Source organism: Bacillus sp. FSL W8-0519, from assembly GCF_038005585.1.
Taxonomy (GTDB): Bacteria; Bacillota; Bacilli; order Bacillales; family Bacillaceae_G; genus Bacillus_A; species Bacillus_A paranthracis.
The window spans coordinates 2612359-2633444 of the sequence record NZ_JBBOTL010000001.1; the positions used below are offsets into that span (position 1 = coordinate 2612359).

The window sequence follows — 21086 nt, forward strand, 5'->3', positions numbered from 1 at the left end:
ACTAAGAGAAAATGAAAATTTCAGATAGGAGATTCGATATGTGGACAACAAATATTATCAAAACTCCAAGAGGAAAGTTTGAATATTTTCTAAAGGGAGAAGGACCTCCACTTTGCGTTACTCATTTGTATAGTGAGTATAATGATAATGGAAATACTTTTGCAAACCCATTTACTGACCATTATAGCGTATATTTAGTTAACTTAAAAGGATGTGGCAATTCAGATTTGGCTAAAACTGATTCTGAATATAGTATGACCGAAACGATTAAAGATTTAGAAGCGATTCGAGAAGCTTTATATATTAATAAGTGGGGGTTTGCTGGTCATTCGACAGGAGGGATGTTAGCTCTTGTATATGCGACTGAAGCACAAGAAAGTTTAACGAAAATAATTGTTGGTGGCGCAGCGGCGAGCAAGGAATATGCATCTCATAAAGATAGTATATATTGTAGTGAAAATGTAAAATTTAATAGAATCGTATCAATTATGAATGCATTAAATGATGATAGTACAGTACAAGAAGAAAGAAAAGCATTAAGTAGAGAGTGGGCACTTATGTCTTTTTATTCTGAAGAAAAGCTTGAAGAGGCATTAAAATTGCCAAATAGCGGAAAGACAGTTGGCAATCGGTTAAATTATTTTAGACAAGTTGAATATAAAGATTATGATGTTCGTCAGAAACTTAAATTCGTAAAAATCCCAAGTTTTATATACTGTGGTAAGCATGATGCACAATGTCCCTACATATTTTCTCGTGAAATAGCAAATTTAATCCCGAACGCAACATTAACTAAATTTGAAGAAAGTAATCATAATCCATTTGTTGAAGAAATAGACAAGTTTAATCAGTTTGTCAACGATACATTATAATCAATAAGTAAAAAGCGAATCTTTTATATAAGACGATTCGCTTTTTATTATAATTAGACTTTTTGCCACCAAGCATACCTAGGATAGTCTGTAGATTTTAACGTAATAGATTCGCCAATTTGAGGTGTTGTAATTTTAACTCCTAAACGGTTAGCTTCTTTCGTAACACGTTCTATCGGGTCACTCCATTCGTGTAATGCTAATGTAAAAGCACCCCAATGAATCGGAAGAAGTAATTCTCCTTGTACATCAATATGAGCTTGTACTGTTTCTTCAGGCAACATATGAATTGCAGACCACCTTGGATCATATTGCCCGCATTCCATTAACGTAAGATCGAATGGACCGTATTTTGCATCAATCTCTTGAAGATCTTCATGCTCTAAAGAAAAAGCACCACTATAACGTTTACTATTAAACAGAGGAAACGGGGAAGAGGCATCTCCAAACTGTGGCTATTTGTAGTTTAAACGAAATCATTTTACCTTTCACCGTAATTGCAGTACATTTAATAAATTTGTCAAATTCATTATTCTTATATACAAAATAAAAACCATGCAGCAGCAGATAAAACGAATACTAAGTAAATGTAAATTGTTTTAATTTAGTAAATTTCTTCTTACAAGTAACAAAGAACATACGTTTTGTTATATGTTATAGAAGAAAATATGTCCCTAATTATTAAAAGGAAGGGGAGGATGTAAGTGCAAATAGAGAGAAAAAAGAAATCAAAATGTAAACTATCAAAATCTGAAATAACGCAGCTATATACAGAAGGGAAGAGTACCTCAGAAATAGCTACGCTTGCTAATGTGTCTGCAAGGTATATTCGTATGGTTCTATCAGACAGCAACGTGCCAAGGCGCACTATAGGGAGCTGGAAGAGAAAGTATGACATAACAGAAGATTATTTTAAAACGTGGTCAAATAACATGGCTTATATTTTAGGGTTTATAGCAGCTGACGGTGTTATACCAAAAGAAAATCAATGCGTCAGTATATCACAAAAAGAAAGTTATATTTTAGAAGACATAAAAAAAGAACTAAAAACAAATCAGCCGCTATACCAAAACAAAAAAACAGGTGTATATATGCTAAATATTAATAGCAAAACAATAAAAGATGACCTTATGAACATACATGGAATTATGCCATGTAAATCTTTTAACATTGAATTCCCTTTCGTACCAGAAGAATATTTACATCATTTTGTTCGTGGATATTTTGATGGGGATGGTTACGTCAAGTATGAAACTTATACAGTAAGCTTTGTAGGAGGATCATATAGCTTTATGAATTCTTTAAATCAGGTACTACAAAATCATAATTTACCAGCCGAATTACTAAATCAAAATAAACATTATCGCGTCATTTTAACCGGAAGAAAACCAATACAACTATTTCCAAAGTGGATTTATAAAGATAAAGATATTTATCTGCATAGAAAATATAAAGAATTTCAGAAAGAAAGTCTAAGTCTAGATCAATTAAAAGATCGAAAGCTAAAAAGAACTTAAGCTGCTGTTAAGCAGAGAAAACAAAATTTCCTTAAGGAATATATGAAAAATAAATGTATCGCTAAAACTTGTTCCATTTTAGAAATAAAAGAACCAACTTTTAAAAGTTGGTTAAAAAATGATAATCAATTTAAAAAAGACTATGAAAGAATTCATTCATTATAAAAATGTAAGGAACCTTAGTATATCTATGCTAAGGTTTTTAATTTGGGATTATTAGAGGACACTCATTTTCGTTTATAGAACTTAATAAATACATAGATTTTATAATGAATTTATTAGTAAGGGAGAGAATATGAAATGTTCACTAATAATAGTCCGGAGAATATATTACATACAGCTTATGAAGCAAAAATGATTTCGTCTGGAGATAATTCGCCATCTATAAAAATAAAAGGAACGAAACTTCAATATTTACTTGTATTGATTCATCTTGGTTTTGAGTCAAATGCTATAAAAATGATGTTAAATTGGACGAATGATGAATTTGAAAAGCGCGTTAATTTATTAGAAGCAGAGGGGCTATTGAAACAAATAGGAGGGAGGTACTATCCAACGTGTATGATTATAACAGTTTGTGAAGGAGAAAAGCTTTATAATCTTTGTGAACCTCTAATTAAACCAACACTTAAGATTTTTGAAAACTATTCAAGTCATATTGAAGATATTTCAAAAAGAATCGACACGTTTAATCATTTATCTAGAGAATCTTATAGTCTTTTATTGTATAGTGGTGTGTTATTAGATTTTGGACAAATAAATTACATTGAAGAAAACTATTTAAAAAAGAAACGACCTTTAAGAAATAAGAAACGATATTATTATGCTATTCAAGAACAAGAACTAACAGATATAGAGGCTTTCGGGATGTATGGTAATACGTATTTAGATTTAGGAGAAGTTCAAATTGGTCTTTATGGAAATTCTCGATATTCAACATTAAATTTAATAACAGCAGATAACGAAACATTTAAAGAATATTTTCAAAACAATAGTACCGATATTAATTATAAGAAAAAACAATTAGTAAAAGGTTTCGTAGCAGCAGATAGACAAAAAGACTTACATTTAAACGTAGTTTACGAAAAATTAGGCTTATATCAAAATTCACAACCTGTTATCCCTGTATTTAAATCAACAGACTTATTTATACTTAACGAAATTGCAAACACAATCAGTGAAGATTTAGTCTTATTATTCAATGAAAACGATAAACCTTTAAAACAATACTTTGCCAGCAGCAGATACTCAAAAGAAATTACTTATGAAGAGTTTTTTATCTGGTGGTATCACTTTTTCTATACAAAAGTAACTGAAGAATTAATAAAACAAGGTGTAATTATAACAAGCACCCCAAAAAATCAAACGTACATAATCCATCAATAACTTTAAATTAAAGTGCTAATATACTTTTACAAATGTAGCAGCTGAACGGTAAAATCTGAATTTAAAATCTAATATAAAGAAAATAAGATATTCAAAGAGGAGAAGAGCCATGCAAAAGAAATTTATCAATCCAGAAACGATGCCACCAACTTTTGGATACTCACATGTAGTGGAAGTTAGTAACGCTAAACGAACGATTTACATATCTGGACAAGTAGCAATTAATATAGACGGTCAAATTGTTGGAATTAATGATTTAGCTACACAAACACGACAAGTATTTGAAAATATTAAAATCGCATTAGAAGCGTCAGGCTTAAATTTCAATGATGTAGTAAAATTAACATTTTTCTTAACAGACATTTCTCAAATGGCCGTTGTTAGAGATATTCGAGATCAATACATTGATACTAATAATCCACCGGCAAGTTCAGCTGTCGAAGTTAGAAAGTTAATTAACGATAACTTATTAATTGAAGTCGAAGCAATTGCTGTAGCAAACTAATTTTAAAAACTTATTATGAATCATATCCATGCAATTCGTTTAATGTGTTCATTTAAAACGGATTGCATTTTTTATTGTCTTAAATATAATTTATATCTGGAGACATTATCATCAACAACTCATAAAACAACAACAAATAAGCACACAATTGATTATACAGAATGAATCTGATGAAAAGGGAAGCGTAACAATACAAACTAACATATAATAAGTTTATTACTTTTATCCAGTTAACATAATATATATTATAGGCAGTTATAGAACCAAAGTAATATCAGGTATCAAAATACAAGTAAACTATACTTAATGAGACGAAACAGAGATTTTTAGTGAGATTCACATAAAATCTTCTTTAAACGCATTTATACAGTTTTTTATCTTTTTTTTATTTATAAATTCATCACAGCAAATCTTAATCGATTATTGATTAAGATTTAACGAATCAAAAACATTTTTGATCAGTAACAATTTTTTTATGCGGAAAAATCTTTTTACAAAATATAAATTAATAATTTTATTTTATGTTGTACTTTATAAATTTATTGCTATTTACACACGTTTTACAACTTTACATTATTTCTTGTTATTTCTGTTATTTACGCTTGACTTTTATTATTCGTATTATCTTACACTCTAGTTAACATAACGTTTATTTTTAACATAAAAAAATCTCCCTCACCTTCAGGAAGATTTTTTAGCTTGCTAGTATTTCATTTATATCTTTTTAGTAGCAATCCCAGTTGTAAATAACATTGGAAAAATCTAGATTTAACAAATCTTCTTTTTTAATAAAGAAATTAGCAACACCAGAATCTCCCCACATAATATTTAATGAGTCGTCTGTATCGATTTGTAGTAATAATATATCATGTTGTTGGTATTTTTCTTCCCATTCCCTTGGATCTGTCTGTGTAAAAAATGGATAACCACCAATTTTATGTCCGAAATCTTTACATAAATCATCATACAGTTCGCCTAATTCTGTATTATTTTCTTCATCAACAATTTCTTCCCAATCAATATCCTCACTAAACATCTTTTCAAATCGATAATCTCTAGATGTTATGGGTTGATAATCTAATTCAAATTGTAATTTTGCTGCTTCAGGTATGATAAAGTCTTCTATTTCTAAAATGTTTAAATAACTAAAATCAGTAATTACCTTATTTAAATCTTCAGTAATTTTAGAATGATAAATAATTCGAAAGTCTTTTTGGATTGTTGGGTGATCAAAATCTGCTCCATAAAGCTCATCATCAGTACTTACGAAAAACTGCAATATTCCTTTTTGGGGCATATATTCAACATGCGGAATTTCTTCAAAGTTTAACTGTGCAAGTAACATCATAGGTTGTCCATTTGAATCTTTAGGATGCTCTTGATCTATAGGTAAATACGGATAACCACCAAACTTACTTTCAAAAAGGGTTGTCTCTGCTAATGTTCCAGACACTTTAATATACGGTTTTACACTTTCTTCTAAAATACTACGATACTGCTCTAGTTCTTTCGGAATTTGAAGTTGATACGTATTCTTCATCACATTTGCCTCCCTTTCATAATGAATTGAAAATGCCTTACTTAATTATATAGCAAGAGATAGCTTCATGAAAAATTGTTAAAAGTCCGTTTTCACCCTCGTTTTTTGCGCACTTGCTGGACAAAGTAAATTATGTTCTAAAACCTTTTTATTAATAGTCCGAATTAAATTCGCTGCTTCTGCAGTATTTGTATTTTCTTTTAGTTTTTCTTTTAAGTCATCAATTTCCTTTGAAATCTCAATCCACCTAGGTAAAACATGATTATTTTTCAAAGTTCTATACAGTTGTTTTTCAGGATTGTACGAAAGATCTTTATCAAGATTCAGTGGTTTCCCTTTACCAGGTAAATTATCAAAAGACCCTTTCTTTTCTGCTTCTTTAACGATAGAACTAATATGATCCTCATACGTATAGGACCAAACTTTCTCATCTTTTACTAAAATCTCTTGCTTTTTTAGTTTTTTATCTAGTTCTTCTTGATTCATAGATTCTCTCTCCTTTTTATTTTTTAGTGTCGTTTTTGTAAGTTCTAATGCCCTTAATCCATCGAATAGCTTTTCTCGCCACCACACGCTATCATGTCCGCCTTGAAACTCTTCATAAGTGGTTTGGTATTTCTTTTCTTCTAAAGCTCTATATAGCCGTTTATTAGCCGTTAAAAGAGGTTCGTTTTCAAGTTCACCTACTGCTATGTAAGAATTGAGATGAGTCGTATTAAAATCTATTGATGAAATTTGATTTTCAATCCAAGGAATTGTATTTTCGTAATTATCCTTTTCCCAATGTACGGATCCAGACATTGACAACACATTTCCGAAAATATATGGATTTTGAAGTGCTGCATAAAAAGCTGCTAGGCCACCAAGACTGAAACCTGCAATTGTTGTATGTTTCGCTTCTTTATGCACACGATACTTAGCCTGAATCCACAGAAGTAATTCCTTCCTTAAAAATGTATTCATTTTATCGTTATAAGTTAGCTCTTCTAATCTATCAACAGGATCTATGGCAACAGCAATACACGATGGGATTTCTTTTTCGTAAATTAAATAATTAAGTGTTTTTATGATTGAAAGGTCATTAATGAATGAATTCCCATCAAATACAATGAGAAGTTCTTGAAGATGTGAAGTGTGAGAATAATCATGAGGCGTATAAATATGAATTTTACGTGTGTTATTTAAAATCGAACTATAAAAAGAATATGTTTCAATCTTTCCGGATGGATAATCATTTGAAGGAAAACGACTGCTATACTGCACTTCCATATCTATTTTTAACACAGACGCTTTATTGGCACCTTCTCCAAATACATTTTCATTGAATGGGTCTAGTCGGTACTGTTCACTACGCTTTCTCCAATCATTTTTGAAAAAATCATTTACTGTAAAATAATAAGTTGAAATGAACCTTTTATTCGTCCTAAACGTAACATACCAAATATCTGTCTGTAACAATCGTTGTAATTGATTTACAGACAGATCCCAACCAGGAAAACTACCGACTACATAAACATTTTCAGTATTTTGATCACCTAACCATATATACGTTATAAGTTTATACTGATTATCTATAGGACATTGTTCTACTAGTGGTGTATGATTTGACTTGATTTCATCCAAAAAAGTATAAAGAGCTTTTTCGTTTCCATTCTTTAATTGATTTTTAAGCTTCTCTAACTTAGGACTGATTATTGTAGTCACCTCTCTTCCTCCTTTGTAGTATTCTATATGTAGTTTTTCATTAGAATCCCTATATAAAAGTAGTCGTAAGTTATGTGTTTAGAGAAGTTATTGATTAGAAAAATGATCAATTGCTTGAATAGAAAGTTCCAATGATTTTATTCTTCTTTCTAAAAGAGTTCTTTGAGGACTCCCGAGCTTTGACTTAACATAAATCTTTTCAATTGATGGAAGCAAACCAATTAGAACATTTCGAGCGTCTGCTAAATCCTCTTGCGTGTAATGATGGGTTTCTTGATTCCAAATACTTTCTAACATAGCTAAGCCGATACTAGCTGCTTTGAGTCTTTTTTTCACTAAAGTAGTGTTTGAGCCTTTTTGAGTCATTTGAGATAGCGCATTTTCAAGTTTACGGATTGTTGACTGTAAAGATTTAATTGATTCTACTTTATCTACATTTGATATGTTTTCCATATTAAACCTGTCCCTTCTTCGTTTCTAAATTAGTTTTCTTGATATTTGATAATACCATTTAGAAGCGAATTTTACTCGAAATATTTGAGTTGGACATGAATTGAAAGGAAAACAGCTAACAAACTTCTATCTCCTCCCTCACACATTCTCTATATGTACTTCTTTTTTCTCGTTAAAATACCTACATGAACAAGTTGTTAATATTGAATATTTTATGAACAAAAAACGTACAAGTAGCACCGCTTGTACGTTTTTAATCAGTAAGGTAATAAAGTAATAACTTTCGAGTCTTTTCATAATTCATGAAATCTCTATACAAAATGGGATACTTCATAATCTCTGTTTCTAAAAAACGATATTGTGGAAACCATTCAAACAAAGATTTCCTTAGCCACTTTATTTGATTGAACACAATCTCCTGTTCATTATTATTAAGCACGTAACTTAAAGTACCTGCTGTATGCATCCAATAATAATTTAAATCAGCGCTTATACAATCATCTTCTGTAAACATATTATTAAAATCTTTTCGTATTTTTCGAATGTCACAATTCGGAAACGGTTTATGCAGTGGACTATGCATTTTCTGCAATTCATTAAAAATAACCCTTTTTCCTAACTTCAACTTTCCACCCCTTTAGTTTTCTATCCAATTTAATAAGTTTTCATAATGATATTGAGCATCTGTATAGCCAAGATTATATAAATTAACGAGCTTTTCTTTACTTCTTTCTATTCCGCTTATTGGAAGCTGTACGCTAGGCTGAATAATATAAAAGTTGTCTTTTTGTTCTATTTGATTCATATAAGATATCGTCTCATTATAAAAACGATAATGTTCTACTAAAGATTGTGCGATATTCGGATATTTCCTATATAAAATTTTAGCTAGGCTAGAAAATTTATTTCGTTGCTTCTCATATCCTTCTGGTTTTGTCATAATTACAACGTTCTTTTCATAACCATCAGTTTGCGCTTTTAAAACCGGAATAGGATCTATAATTCCTCCATCTAGTAATTTTCGATTATCATATTCTACAGCAGGCGCTATAAACGGTACTGAGCTAGATGCACGAATGATTTTTAAAATATCATTTCCGTGTTCTGCTTTATTATAATAAATAGCTTGTCCTGATTTGCAGTCAGTCGTTCCTATAACAAACTGTTCATTTGAGTTTAAGAAAGTTTGAAAATCAAACGGTACAATTTTATTCGGTACTTCATCAAATAAAAAATCCATTCCAAATAATTCACGTTTTCGAATTAAATTTCGATAAGATATATAGCGATGATCTGCTACTAACTCTGTATTTACTTTTTTATTTCTCCCTTTTTGACGTGATAAATAAGTTGCTCCCATACAAGCTCCGGCGGATACGCCCACTACATAAGGGAAAAATAAGTTCTTTTCCATAAAATATTCGAGTACGCCTGCAGTATATAAACCTTTCATTCCTCCGCCTTCTAATACTAAACCGATATTTTTCATGCTATATCCCTCTGCTTCTTTTTTCTTACTTACATATTAGCATAAGATATTAAGATGAGGTTGTATAAAAGGATTACAACAATAGCCAGAAACTACTAATGTAATATCATAACTTCACACCGAGTTGCATGGTACAATATAAGTAACACATTCCACAAATAATGGAGGAGGAATTTCCTATGGGTTTATTTAGCGGTATTTTAGGAAATGCATCAAATACGAGTACAGAAAGTGTAGAACGTGATTTAGAGAAGATTATGTTAGACGATGAGAAAGTTGAACATGCTTATAAATTAATTCGTGATTTAATTGTATTCACAAATCGTCGTCTTATTTTAGTAGATAAACAAGGAATATCAGGTAAAAAAACTGAGTATCATTCAATCCCTTATAAAAGCATTACACAATTTAGCATTGAAACAGCTGGGCATTTTGATTTAGACGCTGAACTTAAAATTTGGGTATCTAGTTTGAGCACGCCAATTACGAAAGAATTTAAAGGTGACGATAGTGTTTTAAGCATTCAAAAAGCGTTGGTAACATATACGACGAAATAGTGCATTTTTGCATGTTTATTCATTTTAAAAATTACTAATCCGATTATTTTGGAAGAATATACATTAAAATTGTATATTTAATCTAAAATAACATAAAAAGGTAAAGCGTATTTTAAACGCTTTACCTTTCTTTTTTGTAATAAATAAGTGTAGTTTTATCATTTAATTTCTTAGTTACTTCTGTTCTTTTATATCCCATCTTTTCGTATAGAAAACAATTTCTTTCTTCTTCTAAAATCGTAGCAAGTTCAAAACTTCGTGCTTCTGGAAACATCTCTTCAATTAAAATAAGTACCTTCTGAGCAATTCCTTTCCCTTGATAGATTGGATGAATAAACATTGGACTGATCCAAAATTTATAAGGTAGTTCTTTTTGGGATATACATATCGCTCCAACAAGTTTCGAATCTATTATCATCTTATAAAAATTACTGCTGGGATTATTTATTCTAAATATAGTTTTTTCAATAGATTCATTTGCTGGGTTTGTTTCATAGTCTTTATATTTATGTAATAAAGGGTTAAATGAGTCTATTTGCATTTGAAATAAAACTGCTGCATCACTTTCTGTTGCCTTCTCTAATGTAATCTCCATGTTACCAATTTAGTCGTTTTCTTAATGAAGTTATATGAGCTGTATGATGACGACCATGCCATGCATATAGTCCAATTGCAGCAGCAAGTTTTGTTTCACCAGTATCTGGATGGTTAAATGTCTTTTCTAAATCTTCAAGTTCTAAAGAATATAAAAGGTTAACCCATCTTTTATGTAATGACTCTAACATTACTAATGAAACATCTACTGGTAATTTAGAATCAGGTAATTCTGCCCACTTTTCTTCTTTATATGGTTTAATCGTTGGATTCTTTTCTGTTAGTGCTAATTTAAAGCGTATGTAGCTATTCATGTGGCTGTCAACAACGTGATGGACTACTTGACGAACTGTCCATCCACCAACGCGGTACGGTGTGTCTAACTGCTTCTGATCTAAATCTTTAATAGCTTTCGTTAGTTCATTAGGTAAATCTTCAATTTCTTGAATCCATGTATCTATCATGTCTTCCGTTATAGGACGTTTGTATGTAAATTGCCCAATTGGATATCGTAAATCATTCATGAATAAGTCCCCCTTCTTATAAGCGCGAAGTATTTCTCCAAATATAATGTACAAAATTCACCTGTTCCCCATTCAATTGTACAGATGTTGTATCTGCTTCGTTTTGATAAGAAGAAAACCCGCTTTTTTCTAGTACAATTTGTGATGCAAGATTATTAGAAGTTGTTTTAGCATGAACCTCATTAATTTCATTATTTTTTGCTACGTCTAAAATTAATTTTACGGCTGCAGTTGCAACTCCTTTTTTAGTAAATTTTTCTCCGACCCGATAACCTAACGAACTGATTCGAGTCTCCGAATCTATATCTATTAAATTTATTCTTCCTACAATTTCATTTTCTTCGTTACGAATTAAATAAAAATAAGATTCTCCATCCGCCTGTTCTATTAATAAATCATCTAGTAGTTTTTGAAAATATTCAAAATCAAAATATTGCGAGCCACGATTAGGTACCATTGTTTCAAAAAAAGACTTATTCGTAAGTTCAAACGTAAATAAATCCTTAGCATCGTGTTTCTTTAATTGTTCTATGTATATTTTCATTTCGATTACCCCTTCTATATCTACTAACTGTTATATATTCTTTTTTAATCAACTATTTTCCTGCTATTTCTTTCGTTTTAATAACACAGCAAGTAGCACTTTTGGATGAAATAGGTGAAATGGACTACGAATTAAATTCATCACTCGTACTAACCGAATATAAACATCAGAATTACTTGCGGATAGTCGATATATTTGTTTCGTATACCATAGCTGAAATTTTTGTTTTGTAGTTAATTCTCTCTGTAGCTGCGGGTGACGTGATATTTCCGTTGTTGTCATATCCCAAGGGGTTTCTATTATAGTAGCTGCCTTTTTATAAAATTGTTTTGTAAATGTTTTATCAAGTTGTTTTCTACCTTGCAGAAGTAATTGCAACTGGTGAGCTTCCATAGCTGCAACGGAAACACCTTGACCGAAAACAGGATCAAAACGACAGTGTGCATCTCCAACGACTAATAATCCTTCTGGCATATTTGTAGTGAGATCAAATCTCCGACGTACTTGATAAGGAATTTTATACGTTTTGATATCTGAAATTGCCACAGCTTTGTTAAGAAAATCTGTAACATTAGAAATTGATAGGTTTTCAGCAAAATCATAAAACTCATCATCTGTTTGTGGTGCTTTCTCATTTGCGTATCCACTGAAAGTAACAAAATAACGATGATCCTCAATCGTTTGAATAAGTACGCCATACGGATTGTCAGGGAAACTTGGAGACATTAGCATATTACAGCAGTCTAACTCCTCATTTTCTTTAAGTTTGAACATTTTCGTTGCGTAAAATAAATCAATACGAACTTTCTCTTCTTGTACTTCAATTTCGTATTCTCGTAGCCACTCTATACTTTTTGAACTAAATCCACTTGCATCAACAACAATATCTGCATGTATTTCTTCTTGTGTGTCTGTCTCTAAACATTTAACTTTTACACCACATACTTTGTTAGCTTTTCTGTCTACTATTAACCCTTCCACTAGTGTTTTAAATTTACTGGTGATATTTGAAATTTGATGTATTCGTTTTTGAATATGCCATTCAAGCAAAAACCTACTTTGTTGAATCATATGTACTTCTCCTGTGAATGGCTGTTTCCATAAACCAAATTGATGCCATTTTAAATCACGAGTAAAGTTATTTACGATACTACCTGCTTTTATTAATTCATTCGTAATATTAGGAAATAATTCTTCAATTGCGTTTTCTCCACCTTTTAATAACACATGAGGATGATTACTTTGTGGAACTCTTTTTCTCGAAGACTTTCCGTCCCATCTTTCACCAGCTTCTATAATGATTACTTCTTTAAAAGAAGTTGATAATGCTTTTGCTGCGAACTTTCCTGCCATACTTCCACCAATAACGATAGCCTTATTAAACATGTTTTCCCCCTTAATAAAAAGAGATCCTGCCTTGTATGAATGAAACAGGATCTTAAACAAATTAACTTCTTTATCATTATACTTAAAATACATCAGTAAATTGCAACGTTAAAATTAAAATACCTAATCCCCATACGTAATACGCGAATACTTTTAAAGAGTGACGTTTTAAATATTGAATCATCCATGAAACGGCTATGTATCCAAAAAACGCTGCTGATAACGTTCCGACAATTAAAGATGTACTAGAAATAGATTCTGCTTTCCCTTGAAAAACATCTGCAAATTGCAAAATGATAGCTCCGACAATAGCTGGCGTTGATAATAAAAAGGAAAAGTAAGCAGCGGTTTCGCGGTCTAACTTCCTCCATAATGCAGCGACGATTGTCATACCAGAACGAGAAATAGCCGGAAAAATAGCCGCTGCTTGAAATGAACCGATGATAAATGCATCTTTATATGTAATGTCATCCATTTTTTTACGACCATTCTTTTGTTTATCCGCCATGTAGAGGAAGAATCCGGTCACTAAAAACTCCCAACCAATCGTAATACCTGTTTTTGAAATATCCTCAAAAAAGTCTTTAAATAACAACCCGATTACAACTGCGGGTATCGTCCCAACAATAAGTAGTAGCATCAGCTTTGAAAACGGATTTTTGATTAAATATATAAATTCTTTTTTGTAATAAATAAAGACTGCAAGTAAAGTGCCAATATGCAGCATCGTATCTAAAAACAATCCTGCTTCATCTAATTGAAACAAATGCCTTCCTAAATAAAGATGACCTGTACTACTTATCGGTAAAAACTCTGTTAAACCTTGTATGATCCCTAATATAAAAGCTTCTAACCAATTCATGATGGGCCCCTTTCTTGTTTGCTTGTACCAATATATGAAGGTTAAATTTTCGATATGAAAAAAACTATATTTCTCTATGAATTTACTTTCAATCCATGGATATATATGTAAAAAGGGATGAGGAGGCTTACTATGCGGAAACATACAAAATTCGGCAATGTATTACTGTGGATAGGACCTATCCTTGTATTTGTAGGGTTATGTATGACAAATGTTATTTCTGATATTCCTTTCTTTTTTGGAAAACATAAAACAATTGGAATTGTACTTATATGTATAGGTGTAGTTTGTTTTATTGTTGCTAATCATTTAAAAAAAGGAGAAAAATATGAGGGCTAAATCTAACTAAAAAAACAATCCCAGTATATGTGCTAGGATTGTTTTTTTATTGCTTATTTATAGAATACTTTATCAACGTTATATTTTGCTTTGTATTCGTTAATGATATATGTTTCGTAAATTTCTCTTTCAGTTGGATCTTCTACGATACATGCATCAATGCGGTATACTTCATCACGGTGGTTTTTGATTGGAGAAACATTATCTTCAAAATGCTTCTTAATACGTTGTCTAATTTTACGAGCTTTACCTACGAAAAGTAGTTCGTCATTAATATTGTAAAACATAAAAATGCCGCCTTTATCTCTAGGGAACAAGTGGAAATCGATAAAACCATTGATTGGCGTAATTCTTGGCTCGTCTCCTCTAATAACTTGTTTACGTTCAGTAATTGTAACATCAACTTCAGGGATACTAATTTTAATCAAGTTCATTCACGTCCTCTTTTATTATAAAGATAAATAATAGCATACATATGTAAGAAAAGCTACGTTCATAGCCATATTTCATTTTATAATTCAAATATTATAGGTGTATCATATAAACTCTTCTTCCAAATTATATGATCACTTGATTCTCCCCAATAATCTTTCAGTACATAACTAGGCTCTCCAAACTTCTTCGTCCATATACTTTGTGCTTTTTTGTAGCCACTATCTAAACAGAATTCTGTTATTCCTCTGCTAAGTAACGTAAGAAACATTGTGTTTAGTAGCAAACTTCCAATACCCTTTCTTTGATACTCTGGCAGTATAAAAACAGTTCCTATTTCATACAAATCCTTAAGTACACCGCCTGTACAACTATTAATCAATGTACTTGCTGGACCAACTTCAATTGTACCAATGATTTTATCGTTATTTGTATCTATTGCTAATAAAAAGTAACGTTTTTCTCCATTACTATCAAAATCTGTTTTCAAATATTGCTTTTTCATGTCAATTTCATTTTCTATGTCATCCAATAGTTGTGATAATCCTTCGTCTTTATATGTATTCGTAATAACTATACGGAAAAATAAGTGTAGTTCCTCTAAATCATCCGAATTTGGTCTCCTAATTGCAACGTTATACATGTTTTAAGTCTCCATTCCATACAAGTGTTAAAACCATACTCTATATACTCTATTCAACAATATTCTACAAAGCCCTGCATAGATCCAGCAGTATAGAAAGCTCAGTATAAATATTGATAAAATAATTTTTATATCCATAGTTGTATGAATAGTAGGACCAAGTACTGGAAAACGGAAAATATCGAGAACTATCATAATTCCTATAAGTAGACAAATTGCAGAAAAGGAAACAACCCAAATTCTCCTCTTGAATTGTATAAAGGAAAGCCCTAAGGCTATACCTAATAAACCTGTAGTAAAAGGAAAAACAATTAGTTCACTTGGCTCAATAATAAATAATAGGAGAATAGTAAGGAAATAAGAAAGTACTCCCTCACGAATAGAGTAGCAAATCGCCAAAAAAATTGGTAACGTCGCAAAAGGGCTAATAAATAACCCTATACCAGGAATTAAGTTACCTGCTGCTTGAAACATGGTGGCCAAAGCACTCATTAAAGCTGTAATGACTACTTTATTTGCTAGGGATAATTTTCTTTTATGAACAAAGTCCCCATTATTCTTTATCATAAGTTGACACCAATAACGTACAAATCGATTCATCAAAATACCCCCTAAAGATATCTCATCCATCACTTTCTATCTTATTCATACACTAGTGGTTTATGAGCTGTGTTCTACTTGTAATGAGTTACTATACAATAAAAGGCTTTTAGGGGGAGAACTTGTACGTTTTAAAACAAAGGGAATTCCTTGTACGATTAAACTACGAGTGTATATCGTATTAAGGGATAATTTCAAAAATGGTACCTTTGTTAAAATCAGTTACTTTCATAGAACCGTAAACTCCTAAATATAACCTAGTTTGATCCAAATTTGTTCCTAAACTCATATAATAAGCTGATTGCGTACCAAAATCATAATCAGTTTCAATAACATGAAAATCAGTATGTTTACCATCTGTACCTGCTCTAGTATATGCTAATACACCTTTAACTGGCGGCCGAGACTCTTCTTTTTTAGCAAGGTCAGTAAACACAACACTACCATGTAAATTCGGGATTGTAGTTCCCATATATGGTTGAACGCCTGTTAGTGAAGTTCCTCCAAACTTATCCGGTCTTGGATCTTTATGAAAATAACTAATGAGTGGCTGAATTCGCTTCACTGATGTTTCTATTGTTTCATTATAATAAGCCATTGTTCTCTCATCAAAAGTAGGATTTTCAGAACAGTGTTTTATAAAAGAAGTAGGCAATTCTCCTTCCCATCCTCTCCAACCAAAATTAATAAATCCATCTTGATTTGAAGTGAGTCTCATTACATGCATTTGAACAAGTTCGGTAACCCGGATTGGTTTATATTGAACAAATGAAAAAATAGACTCTACAATATCCTGTCCGACATTACCTGCATATTTAATATACTGATTATAAAACCTTTGGAATGAAATACCGGTTATATTACGAACACCTTTCGCAATTACTGTAAGTGTTTCTTGTATAGATAGAGGAAGTTCATTAAAGCGTGTAACGACTGGAGGATTATTTATGAATGTATTTTTACTTACATCGATTTCAATAATTTTACCTGCTATTTCTAAATCATCTTGGCTTAAATTGAACGGATCATAACCCGAGCCACCATCTCCATTTGTAAAAACAAGTTTCCCCGTCTCTGGAGAAAAGTTTAAAGTATTTACTCCATTATGATTAAAAAATGGGCGTTTTATATTAAGTAATGTTCTACGTTTTTGAGGGTGACCGTTTGATTGTAAAATCCATTCTTCAATTGTATCGATATGATCATATTGCGTATCTCTATTTAGCCATTTTAAATTTAAAGTTTTCGGGTCACAAGGATTCGGTTTAAATTGTTCAGAAAGTGCACTAGGTCCTTGAGTGCCAGCGACAGAATAATGAAGATAAAATAAACCGTTTTGATAAAATTGTGGATGAAATGCTAGTCCTAGCAATCCTCGTTCATCATAACCACTACTAGAGACACCTTCTTCAGATGTGCCTAATTTTATAATTCGTTGACGAATATTTAAAAATGTTTTTATGACGTCATCTCCTATGTAAAAAACCTCTCCTAATTGCGTTGCGATAAATAGCCTTTCAGCCGATTCACCTGGAAGAATTGCTGTTTTTATTACAGTGGGTAAATTGATGTTATGAACAATGGGTCGTAAACGAACTTTAACTTTTGTCAATTAACTTTACACCCCTTTATATTCTTTTTAATAGAAGAGTATGATTAGAGGGATCTTATTAGTATCAAAAAGATCAATTCCTTTTTATTACAATTTTGTATATAATATAATTATAAATAAACTAGGAGGGCTACTTATGACACTTTTACTCCAAATCATCTTACCGCTTATATTTGCACTATATTTATTTACCCTCTATCGTAATACAACTATTGGAAAAGCTGCTTTTCTTTTAGCGGTCATTATTGGGATTTTTGGATTAGAGAACATTTTTCAGCATGCTCATCTAACAGATCATGTTGTTTATCCATATTGGAGCAGTTTAAAGGCAGTTATTATCGTTTTATCAGTCGTATTTCTATTTAAAAAAGGTGGTTTAACAGGAAAATATTGATTTATAATGCTGTACATATTTTATTGTTAAACTGCTTTTAATTTATAAAAAAGAAATGTTTATGTAAAAACACGAAGGGATGTGTTACATATGTCTATAAATATTATTTCTATAGTTTCTATAATAATATGGATTATGTTGATTACAGAACTTATAAAACCTTCAAAAGAACAGAATGGACGAAAAATAGTAATGTTATTAACTGCTGGTTCCGCATCAACACTTATTTTGACGATTTCATTTATTCAAAATATCTCGTTTTGGGATTGATAGTGATATAACTAGCAAAAATATGTATGCATAAAAAAGATTAGGACCGTACATCTCTAATATGTACGGTCCTTTTGTTTACTAGCGGTTCACTTATAAGTATTACAACTTGAATTTCTTTTTAAGCTTCTTATATTTTCTATACGAACGTCTAACAATGTTTAACATAAAATACGGAATTTTAACAGGGAAAGGCAATTTATAAATGAAAGGCAAATAAAATGTAAAATATGCCTTTTCTAGATCTCTCCACTTACTATCTTCATTTGTTTTTAAGAAATCAGATACATCGACTACATATCCCCTTCCTTTTTCCATCATCACATTTTTCCCGTGAACATCGCAGGGGGTTAATCCTTGTTCTCTTGCATACTCTAAAGCTTTATTGATATCAAGGATCACCTGCTTAGGGATTTTAATCCCTTTATGAACAGCATCGTATAAGGTAATTTCTTTTAACCGTTTCAATACTATGAAATTTTCTCCTTTATAAATAAGCTTTGAATAAGAAGGATGGTTTCCGATTCTGCGGTATACTTCTGACTCTTTTTCAATGCCTTCTCCTTCGCGCGCGTATACTTTCACTACCCAATCTTTGTACTCTTTGTGCATGAATACCGCGGCATAATTACCTTTCCCTAAACACTTCCAAAGTCTAGGAATATCTTTAACTACTACAGGCTCGGATTCATCCTCGCTTCTTATGCTTATCTCTTTTAATAATTCATTCTTTATCAATCCCACAAAACAATTTATACTCATCATTTCCACTCCGGTTTTGCTAAAAGTGGGCCTGCCCACATTTTAACGAAAATATACACTAAGCGAATTTTAGCATAAAACTGGTCATCTTTCTTCTTCAAATAAAAAGATGACTCGTTTTATTTGAACTGTTGAATACTTAATATGTATTCCGCTATTCAGAGCCAAAAACCATACAACAAAAAAATATTTCTAACTATTTTCATTTTTTCAGAGGCAACTGTATAGAGCTTTTCTTAGTGCAAGTTCTCTTGGTTCATTGGTCATGCCAAATCTATATTTGATTTTTTTAAATTGTTCAATTCTTGTTCTACTACTATCTTTGTTAGCTAACACTTTTATTGTTTTAATAGTCTTTTGTTTAATTCCCACAATGCTGTTTTGTTGCTATCCCACTTCAAATACGTTACGGCTTCCTCAAAGCATAACCATTTATAATGTAAGTGTTCTTTAGATAATGAGATGTTTTTTGTAGGTACTTTAACTCCAAACGAAAATTCTTTTATTACATAAACGTCATCTCCCCAAAGGAATTCTCCAACTACATCCTCTACTGGTAGTGAAGACACAGAATCTAATTGTATATATGAACATTCTCTTGTAATACCAGCCTCTTCAAACGCTTCACGTTTTGCTGATTCAATAGGAATCTCACCGTCTTCTCCACCACCAGCTATTCCTTGCCAATAACCATAATCACTTCGGTTGAAAATCGCATATTGAATAGAATCGTCAGTTTTTATATAAGGAAATATTAATACTTGATATGGTGCTCTCATTACTTAACCTCCTCTCAAAAAAAGCTTTAAATAAATAGAAATAAAGAGCAAACATCACAATTCTACATTAATAATGCACGTTCATGGTGTCGGCTCTTTATTTTTAAAGAATTTCATTTTTCGTAAACAGTCTTACTCTGAACGGAGAAAAAACTACTTATTTCCTATCGAATTTGCTTAGTGTATTTTTTCATACCCGATGTTATTCAATTGCGCCCGCAACGTCATAATCATTTAAATCTAACTCAATTGGTTGTCCCAGCGCTAACTTAGCAAGTTCTGATCCTAAATATGGACCTGCAGTTAAACCTGAGGCACCTAATCCGTTTGCAACGAGAATACCTTCAAAGTTAGGAAGCGGGCCAATTACAGGTAAGAACCCTGGTGTGAATGGTCTAAATCCAACTCTCGTTTCAAGCATAGTAGCATTTTCTAAGCCAGGTGCAACTGTTAATGCTTTATGGAATACTTCATGTAAACCACCAGCCGTTACACGGTGATCGAAACCAGTATCATTCTCATGTGTTGCACCAATTACGACATGGCCATTGTCAAATGTTAAAATGTATTGATCATTTGGCGGCATAACAACTGGCATATTTTCTGTTGCTGTATTTTCCATTTGCAAATGAACAATTTGTCCTTTTTGGAATGTAACTAAGAAGTTAATTCCTAATGGGTTTAAGATTTCGTTCGCCCATGCACCAGCCGTTACAATAACCTTCTCTGCTAAAATTGTTTCATCGTTTACTTTAACTCCCGTAATTTGACTACCTTCACGGACTAATACTGCATTGCCTTTTATAAAAGTTGCACCATGTTTTTTCGCAGCACTTATTAATGCATTACGTAATAACCTTCCATTTACTCGTGCAGCACCACTAATATGAACAGAACTAAATTCTTCTGATAATGCTGGGAATAATTTTTTCGTTTCTTCAGCTGATAAACGCGTAATTTCACCAATCTCTGGTGCATCTTCACGACGTTTATACGCTCGCTCTTCCATTTGATCTAGTTTTTTCTCATCAGTATGTAAACTAATTGCACCTACACGGTTGTAACCTGTATCCGTTTCACCGTCGTCTTCTAATTGCTGAATTAACGAAGAATAGTAACGTGCACCGCCTTTAACGATTTTATACCATGCTTTATTACGACGTTGCGAAAGCCATGGACAGACAATACCTGCTGCTGCATCTGTTGCTTGACCTACTTGTTGACGATCCACGATAGTAACGTTCGCGCCAGCCTTAGCAAGATGGTAAGCAGTAGACGCTCCTAAAATACCAGCTCCAACTACAATATACGATTTCATTTCA

At 31.8% G+C, this 21086-nt stretch carries 23 protein-coding genes and 3 pseudogenes; 8 read left to right on the forward strand and 18 right to left on the reverse strand.

Features of this window, described 5'->3' with window-relative positions:
• Positions 1–38 precede the first annotated feature (38 nt).
• The gene (locus NST14_RS13650; RefSeq protein WP_000269889.1) at positions 39–872 is read left to right on the forward strand and encodes an alpha/beta fold hydrolase; all 834 of its coding nucleotides are present in this window, start codon (positions 39–41) and stop codon (positions 870–872) included.
• Positions 873–925: 53 nt separating this feature from the next.
• Here the strand turns inward: NST14_RS13650 and NST14_RS13655 are convergent.
• Positions 926–1327: pseudogene (locus NST14_RS13655) on the reverse strand (MBL fold metallo-hydrolase); the annotation flags it as partial.
• 249 nt (positions 1328–1576) lie between these two features.
• Between NST14_RS13655 and NST14_RS13660 the strand changes: the two are divergent.
• The 3 genes and pseudogenes from NST14_RS13660 to NST14_RS13670 all read left to right on the forward strand — a co-directional run bounded on the left by NST14_RS13660 (position 1577) and on the right by NST14_RS13670 (position 4280).
• A pseudogene (locus NST14_RS13660) lies at positions 1577–2554 on the forward strand (LAGLIDADG family homing endonuclease).
• 135 nt (positions 2555–2689) lie between these two features.
• On the forward strand, positions 2690–3775 hold the full coding sequence (locus NST14_RS13665) for a hypothetical protein (protein ID WP_000494910.1): 1086 nt from the start codon (positions 2690–2692) through the stop codon (positions 3773–3775).
• Between the two features lie 109 nt (positions 3776–3884).
• Positions 3885–4280, forward strand: a complete 396-nt coding sequence (locus NST14_RS13670) for a RidA family protein (protein ID WP_001169703.1) — start codon at positions 3885–3887, stop codon at positions 4278–4280.
• Between the two features lie 724 nt (positions 4281–5004).
• Here the strand turns inward: NST14_RS13670 and NST14_RS13675 are convergent.
• The 5 genes from NST14_RS13675 to NST14_RS13695 all read right to left on the reverse strand — a co-directional run bounded on the left by NST14_RS13675 (position 5005) and on the right by NST14_RS13695 (position 9466).
• The gene (locus NST14_RS13675) at positions 5005–5820 is read right to left on the reverse strand and encodes a YwqG family protein (protein ID WP_061130446.1); all 816 of its coding nucleotides are present in this window, start codon (positions 5818–5820) and stop codon (positions 5005–5007) included.
• Between the two features lie 78 nt (positions 5821–5898).
• The gene (locus tag NST14_RS13680; RefSeq protein WP_000207492.1) at positions 5899–7524 is read right to left on the reverse strand and encodes a DnaJ family domain-containing protein; all 1626 of its coding nucleotides are present in this window, start codon (positions 7522–7524) and stop codon (positions 5899–5901) included.
• Positions 7525–7611: 87 nt separating this feature from the next.
• Complete coding sequence (locus NST14_RS13685; protein ID WP_000428034.1) at positions 7612–7977, reverse strand: hypothetical protein; 366 nt, start codon at positions 7975–7977, stop codon at positions 7612–7614.
• Between the two features lie 253 nt (positions 7978–8230).
• Complete coding sequence (locus NST14_RS13690) at positions 8231–8602, reverse strand: YxiJ-like family protein (RefSeq protein WP_000765967.1); 372 nt, start codon at positions 8600–8602, stop codon at positions 8231–8233.
• A gap of 12 nt (positions 8603–8614) precedes the next feature.
• Positions 8615–9466 carry a patatin-like phospholipase family protein gene (locus NST14_RS13695; protein WP_000789271.1) on the reverse strand — a complete coding sequence of 284 codons (852 nt, stop codon included), beginning with the start codon at positions 9464–9466 and terminating at the stop codon, positions 8615–8617.
• A gap of 179 nt (positions 9467–9645) precedes the next feature.
• Between NST14_RS13695 and NST14_RS13700 the strand changes: the two genes are divergently transcribed.
• A complete protein-coding gene (locus tag NST14_RS13700) occupies positions 9646–10023 on the forward strand; it encodes a PH domain-containing protein (protein ID WP_000522480.1) in 378 nt (125 codons plus the stop codon).
• A 121-nt stretch (positions 10024–10144) separates the two neighbouring features.
• Here the strand turns inward: NST14_RS13700 and NST14_RS13705 are convergent.
• From NST14_RS13705 to NST14_RS13725, 5 genes and pseudogenes are all read right to left on the reverse strand, one after another.
• Positions 10145–10618: pseudogene (locus NST14_RS13705) on the reverse strand (GNAT family N-acetyltransferase); the annotation flags it as partial.
• Position 10619: 1 nt separating this feature from the next.
• Positions 10620–11141 carry a YfiT family bacillithiol transferase gene (locus NST14_RS13710; RefSeq protein WP_000999059.1) on the reverse strand — a complete coding sequence of 174 codons (522 nt, stop codon included), beginning with the start codon at positions 11139–11141 and terminating at the stop codon, positions 10620–10622.
• A gap of 16 nt (positions 11142–11157) precedes the next feature.
• Positions 11158–11685 (reverse strand): GNAT family N-acetyltransferase, encoded by a 528-nt coding sequence (locus tag NST14_RS13715; RefSeq protein ID WP_000708331.1) that lies wholly within the window; start codon positions 11683–11685, stop codon positions 11158–11160.
• A gap of 63 nt (positions 11686–11748) precedes the next feature.
• Positions 11749–13071: an FAD-dependent monooxygenase gene (locus NST14_RS13720; RefSeq protein WP_229142750.1), complete on the reverse strand. Its 1323-nt coding sequence runs from the start codon at positions 13069–13071 to the stop codon at positions 11749–11751.
• A gap of 82 nt (positions 13072–13153) precedes the next feature.
• Positions 13154–13933, reverse strand: a complete 780-nt coding sequence (locus NST14_RS13725; RefSeq protein ID WP_001104267.1) for an undecaprenyl-diphosphate phosphatase — start codon at positions 13931–13933, stop codon at positions 13154–13156.
• Between the two features lie 132 nt (positions 13934–14065).
• Between NST14_RS13725 and NST14_RS13730 the strand changes: the two genes are divergently transcribed.
• Entirely contained in the window at positions 14066–14272 is a 207-nt protein-coding gene (locus NST14_RS13730; protein WP_001225592.1) for a hypothetical protein, read from the forward strand.
• Positions 14273–14325: 53 nt separating this feature from the next.
• Here NST14_RS13730 and NST14_RS13735 read toward each other — a convergent pair whose 3' ends face one another.
• The 4 genes from NST14_RS13735 to NST14_RS13750 all read right to left on the reverse strand — a co-directional run bounded on the left by NST14_RS13735 (position 14326) and on the right by NST14_RS13750 (position 17559).
• Positions 14326–14706, reverse strand: a complete 381-nt coding sequence (locus NST14_RS13735) for a nucleotide excision repair endonuclease (RefSeq protein ID WP_001048949.1) — start codon at positions 14704–14706, stop codon at positions 14326–14328.
• A gap of 77 nt (positions 14707–14783) precedes the next feature.
• Positions 14784–15347: a GNAT family N-acetyltransferase gene (locus NST14_RS13740; protein ID WP_048557892.1), complete on the reverse strand. Its 564-nt coding sequence runs from the start codon at positions 15345–15347 to the stop codon at positions 14784–14786.
• A 27-nt stretch (positions 15348–15374) separates the two neighbouring features.
• Positions 15375–15947: a hypothetical protein gene (locus NST14_RS13745; protein ID WP_001079219.1), complete on the reverse strand. Its 573-nt coding sequence runs from the start codon at positions 15945–15947 to the stop codon at positions 15375–15377.
• 181 nt (positions 15948–16128) lie between these two features.
• A complete protein-coding gene (locus tag NST14_RS13750; RefSeq protein WP_229142751.1) occupies positions 16129–17559 on the reverse strand; it encodes a PQQ-dependent sugar dehydrogenase in 1431 nt (476 codons plus the stop codon).
• Between the two features lie 136 nt (positions 17560–17695).
• On the opposite strand from NST14_RS13750, the gene NST14_RS13755 reads away from it, so the two are divergent.
• Positions 17696–17953 (forward strand): hypothetical protein, encoded by a 258-nt coding sequence (locus NST14_RS13755; RefSeq protein WP_000173556.1) that lies wholly within the window; start codon positions 17696–17698, stop codon positions 17951–17953.
• Positions 17954–18043: 90 nt separating this feature from the next.
• Positions 18044–18223, forward strand: coding sequence for a hypothetical protein (locus NST14_RS13760; protein ID WP_048557895.1), 180 nt, complete (start codon positions 18044–18046; stop codon positions 18221–18223).
• Between the two features lie 102 nt (positions 18224–18325).
• Here the strand turns inward: NST14_RS13760 and NST14_RS13765 are convergent, their stop codons facing one another.
• The 3 genes from NST14_RS13765 to NST14_RS13775 form a co-directional block, all read right to left on the reverse strand.
• Positions 18326–18988 (reverse strand): serine/threonine protein kinase, encoded by a 663-nt coding sequence (locus NST14_RS13765; RefSeq protein WP_130776739.1) that lies wholly within the window; start codon positions 18986–18988, stop codon positions 18326–18328.
• Positions 18989–19323: 335 nt separating this feature from the next.
• On the reverse strand, positions 19324–19764 hold the full coding sequence (locus NST14_RS13770; protein WP_001202608.1) for an NUDIX hydrolase: 441 nt from the start codon (positions 19762–19764) through the stop codon (positions 19324–19326).
• 202 nt (positions 19765–19966) lie between these two features.
• Entirely contained in the window at positions 19967–21082 is a 1116-nt protein-coding gene (locus NST14_RS13775; protein ID WP_229142752.1) for an NAD(P)/FAD-dependent oxidoreductase, read from the reverse strand.
• Positions 21083–21086 lie beyond the last annotated feature (4 nt).

Bases quoted from the DNA above. Each gene is read 5' to 3' on its own strand.
- NST14_RS13700 (WP_000522480.1), top strand. From the start codon at position 9,646: ATGGGTTTATTTAGCGGTATTTTAGGAAATGCATCAAATACGAGTACA.
- NST14_RS13745 (WP_001079219.1), bottom strand. From the start codon at position 15,947: ATGAATCGATTTGTACGTTATTGGTGTCAACTTATGATAAAGAATAAT.
- NST14_RS13670 (WP_001169703.1), top strand. From the start codon at position 3,885: ATGCAAAAGAAATTTATCAATCCAGAAACGATGCCACCAACTTTTGGA.
- NST14_RS13765 (WP_130776739.1), bottom strand. From the start codon at position 18,988: ATGATGAGTATAAATTGTTTTGTGGGATTGATAAAGAATGAATTATTA.
- NST14_RS13770 (WP_001202608.1), bottom strand. From the start codon at position 19,764: ATGAGAGCACCATATCAAGTATTAATATTTCCTTATATAAAAACTGAC.
- NST14_RS13685 (WP_000428034.1), bottom strand. From the start codon at position 7,977: ATGGAAAACATATCAAATGTAGATAAAGTAGAATCAATTAAATCTTTA.
- NST14_RS13665 (WP_000494910.1), top strand. From the start codon at position 2,690: ATGTTCACTAATAATAGTCCGGAGAATATATTACATACAGCTTATGAA.
- NST14_RS13730 (WP_001225592.1), top strand. From the start codon at position 14,066: ATGCGGAAACATACAAAATTCGGCAATGTATTACTGTGGATAGGACCT.
- NST14_RS13695 (WP_000789271.1), bottom strand. From the start codon at position 9,466: ATGAAAAATATCGGTTTAGTATTAGAAGGCGGAGGAATGAAAGGTTTA.
- NST14_RS13710 (WP_000999059.1), bottom strand. From the start codon at position 11,141: ATGAATGATTTACGATATCCAATTGGGCAATTTACATACAAACGTCCT.
- NST14_RS13775 (WP_229142752.1), bottom strand. From the start codon at position 21,082: ATGAAATCGTATATTGTAGTTGGAGCTGGTATTTTAGGAGCGTCTACT.
- NST14_RS13715 (WP_000708331.1), bottom strand. From the start codon at position 11,685: ATGAAAATATACATAGAACAATTAAAGAAACACGATGCTAAGGATTTA.
- NST14_RS13760 (WP_048557895.1), top strand. From the start codon at position 18,044: ATGTCTATAAATATTATTTCTATAGTTTCTATAATAATATGGATTATG.
- NST14_RS13740 (WP_048557892.1), bottom strand. From the start codon at position 15,347: ATGTATAACGTTGCAATTAGGAGACCAAATTCGGATGATTTAGAGGAA.
- NST14_RS13675 (WP_061130446.1), bottom strand. From the start codon at position 5,820: ATGAAGAATACGTATCAACTTCAAATTCCGAAAGAACTAGAGCAGTAT.
- NST14_RS13650 (WP_000269889.1), top strand. From the start codon at position 39: ATGTGGACAACAAATATTATCAAAACTCCAAGAGGAAAGTTTGAATAT.
- NST14_RS13755 (WP_000173556.1), top strand. From the start codon at position 17,696: ATGACACTTTTACTCCAAATCATCTTACCGCTTATATTTGCACTATAT.
- NST14_RS13725 (WP_001104267.1), bottom strand. From the start codon at position 13,933: ATGAATTGGTTAGAAGCTTTTATATTAGGGATCATACAAGGTTTAACA.
- NST14_RS13720 (WP_229142750.1), bottom strand. From the start codon at position 13,071: ATGTTTAATAAGGCTATCGTTATTGGTGGAAGTATGGCAGGAAAGTTC.
- NST14_RS13735 (WP_001048949.1), bottom strand. From the start codon at position 14,706: ATGAACTTGATTAAAATTAGTATCCCTGAAGTTGATGTTACAATTACT.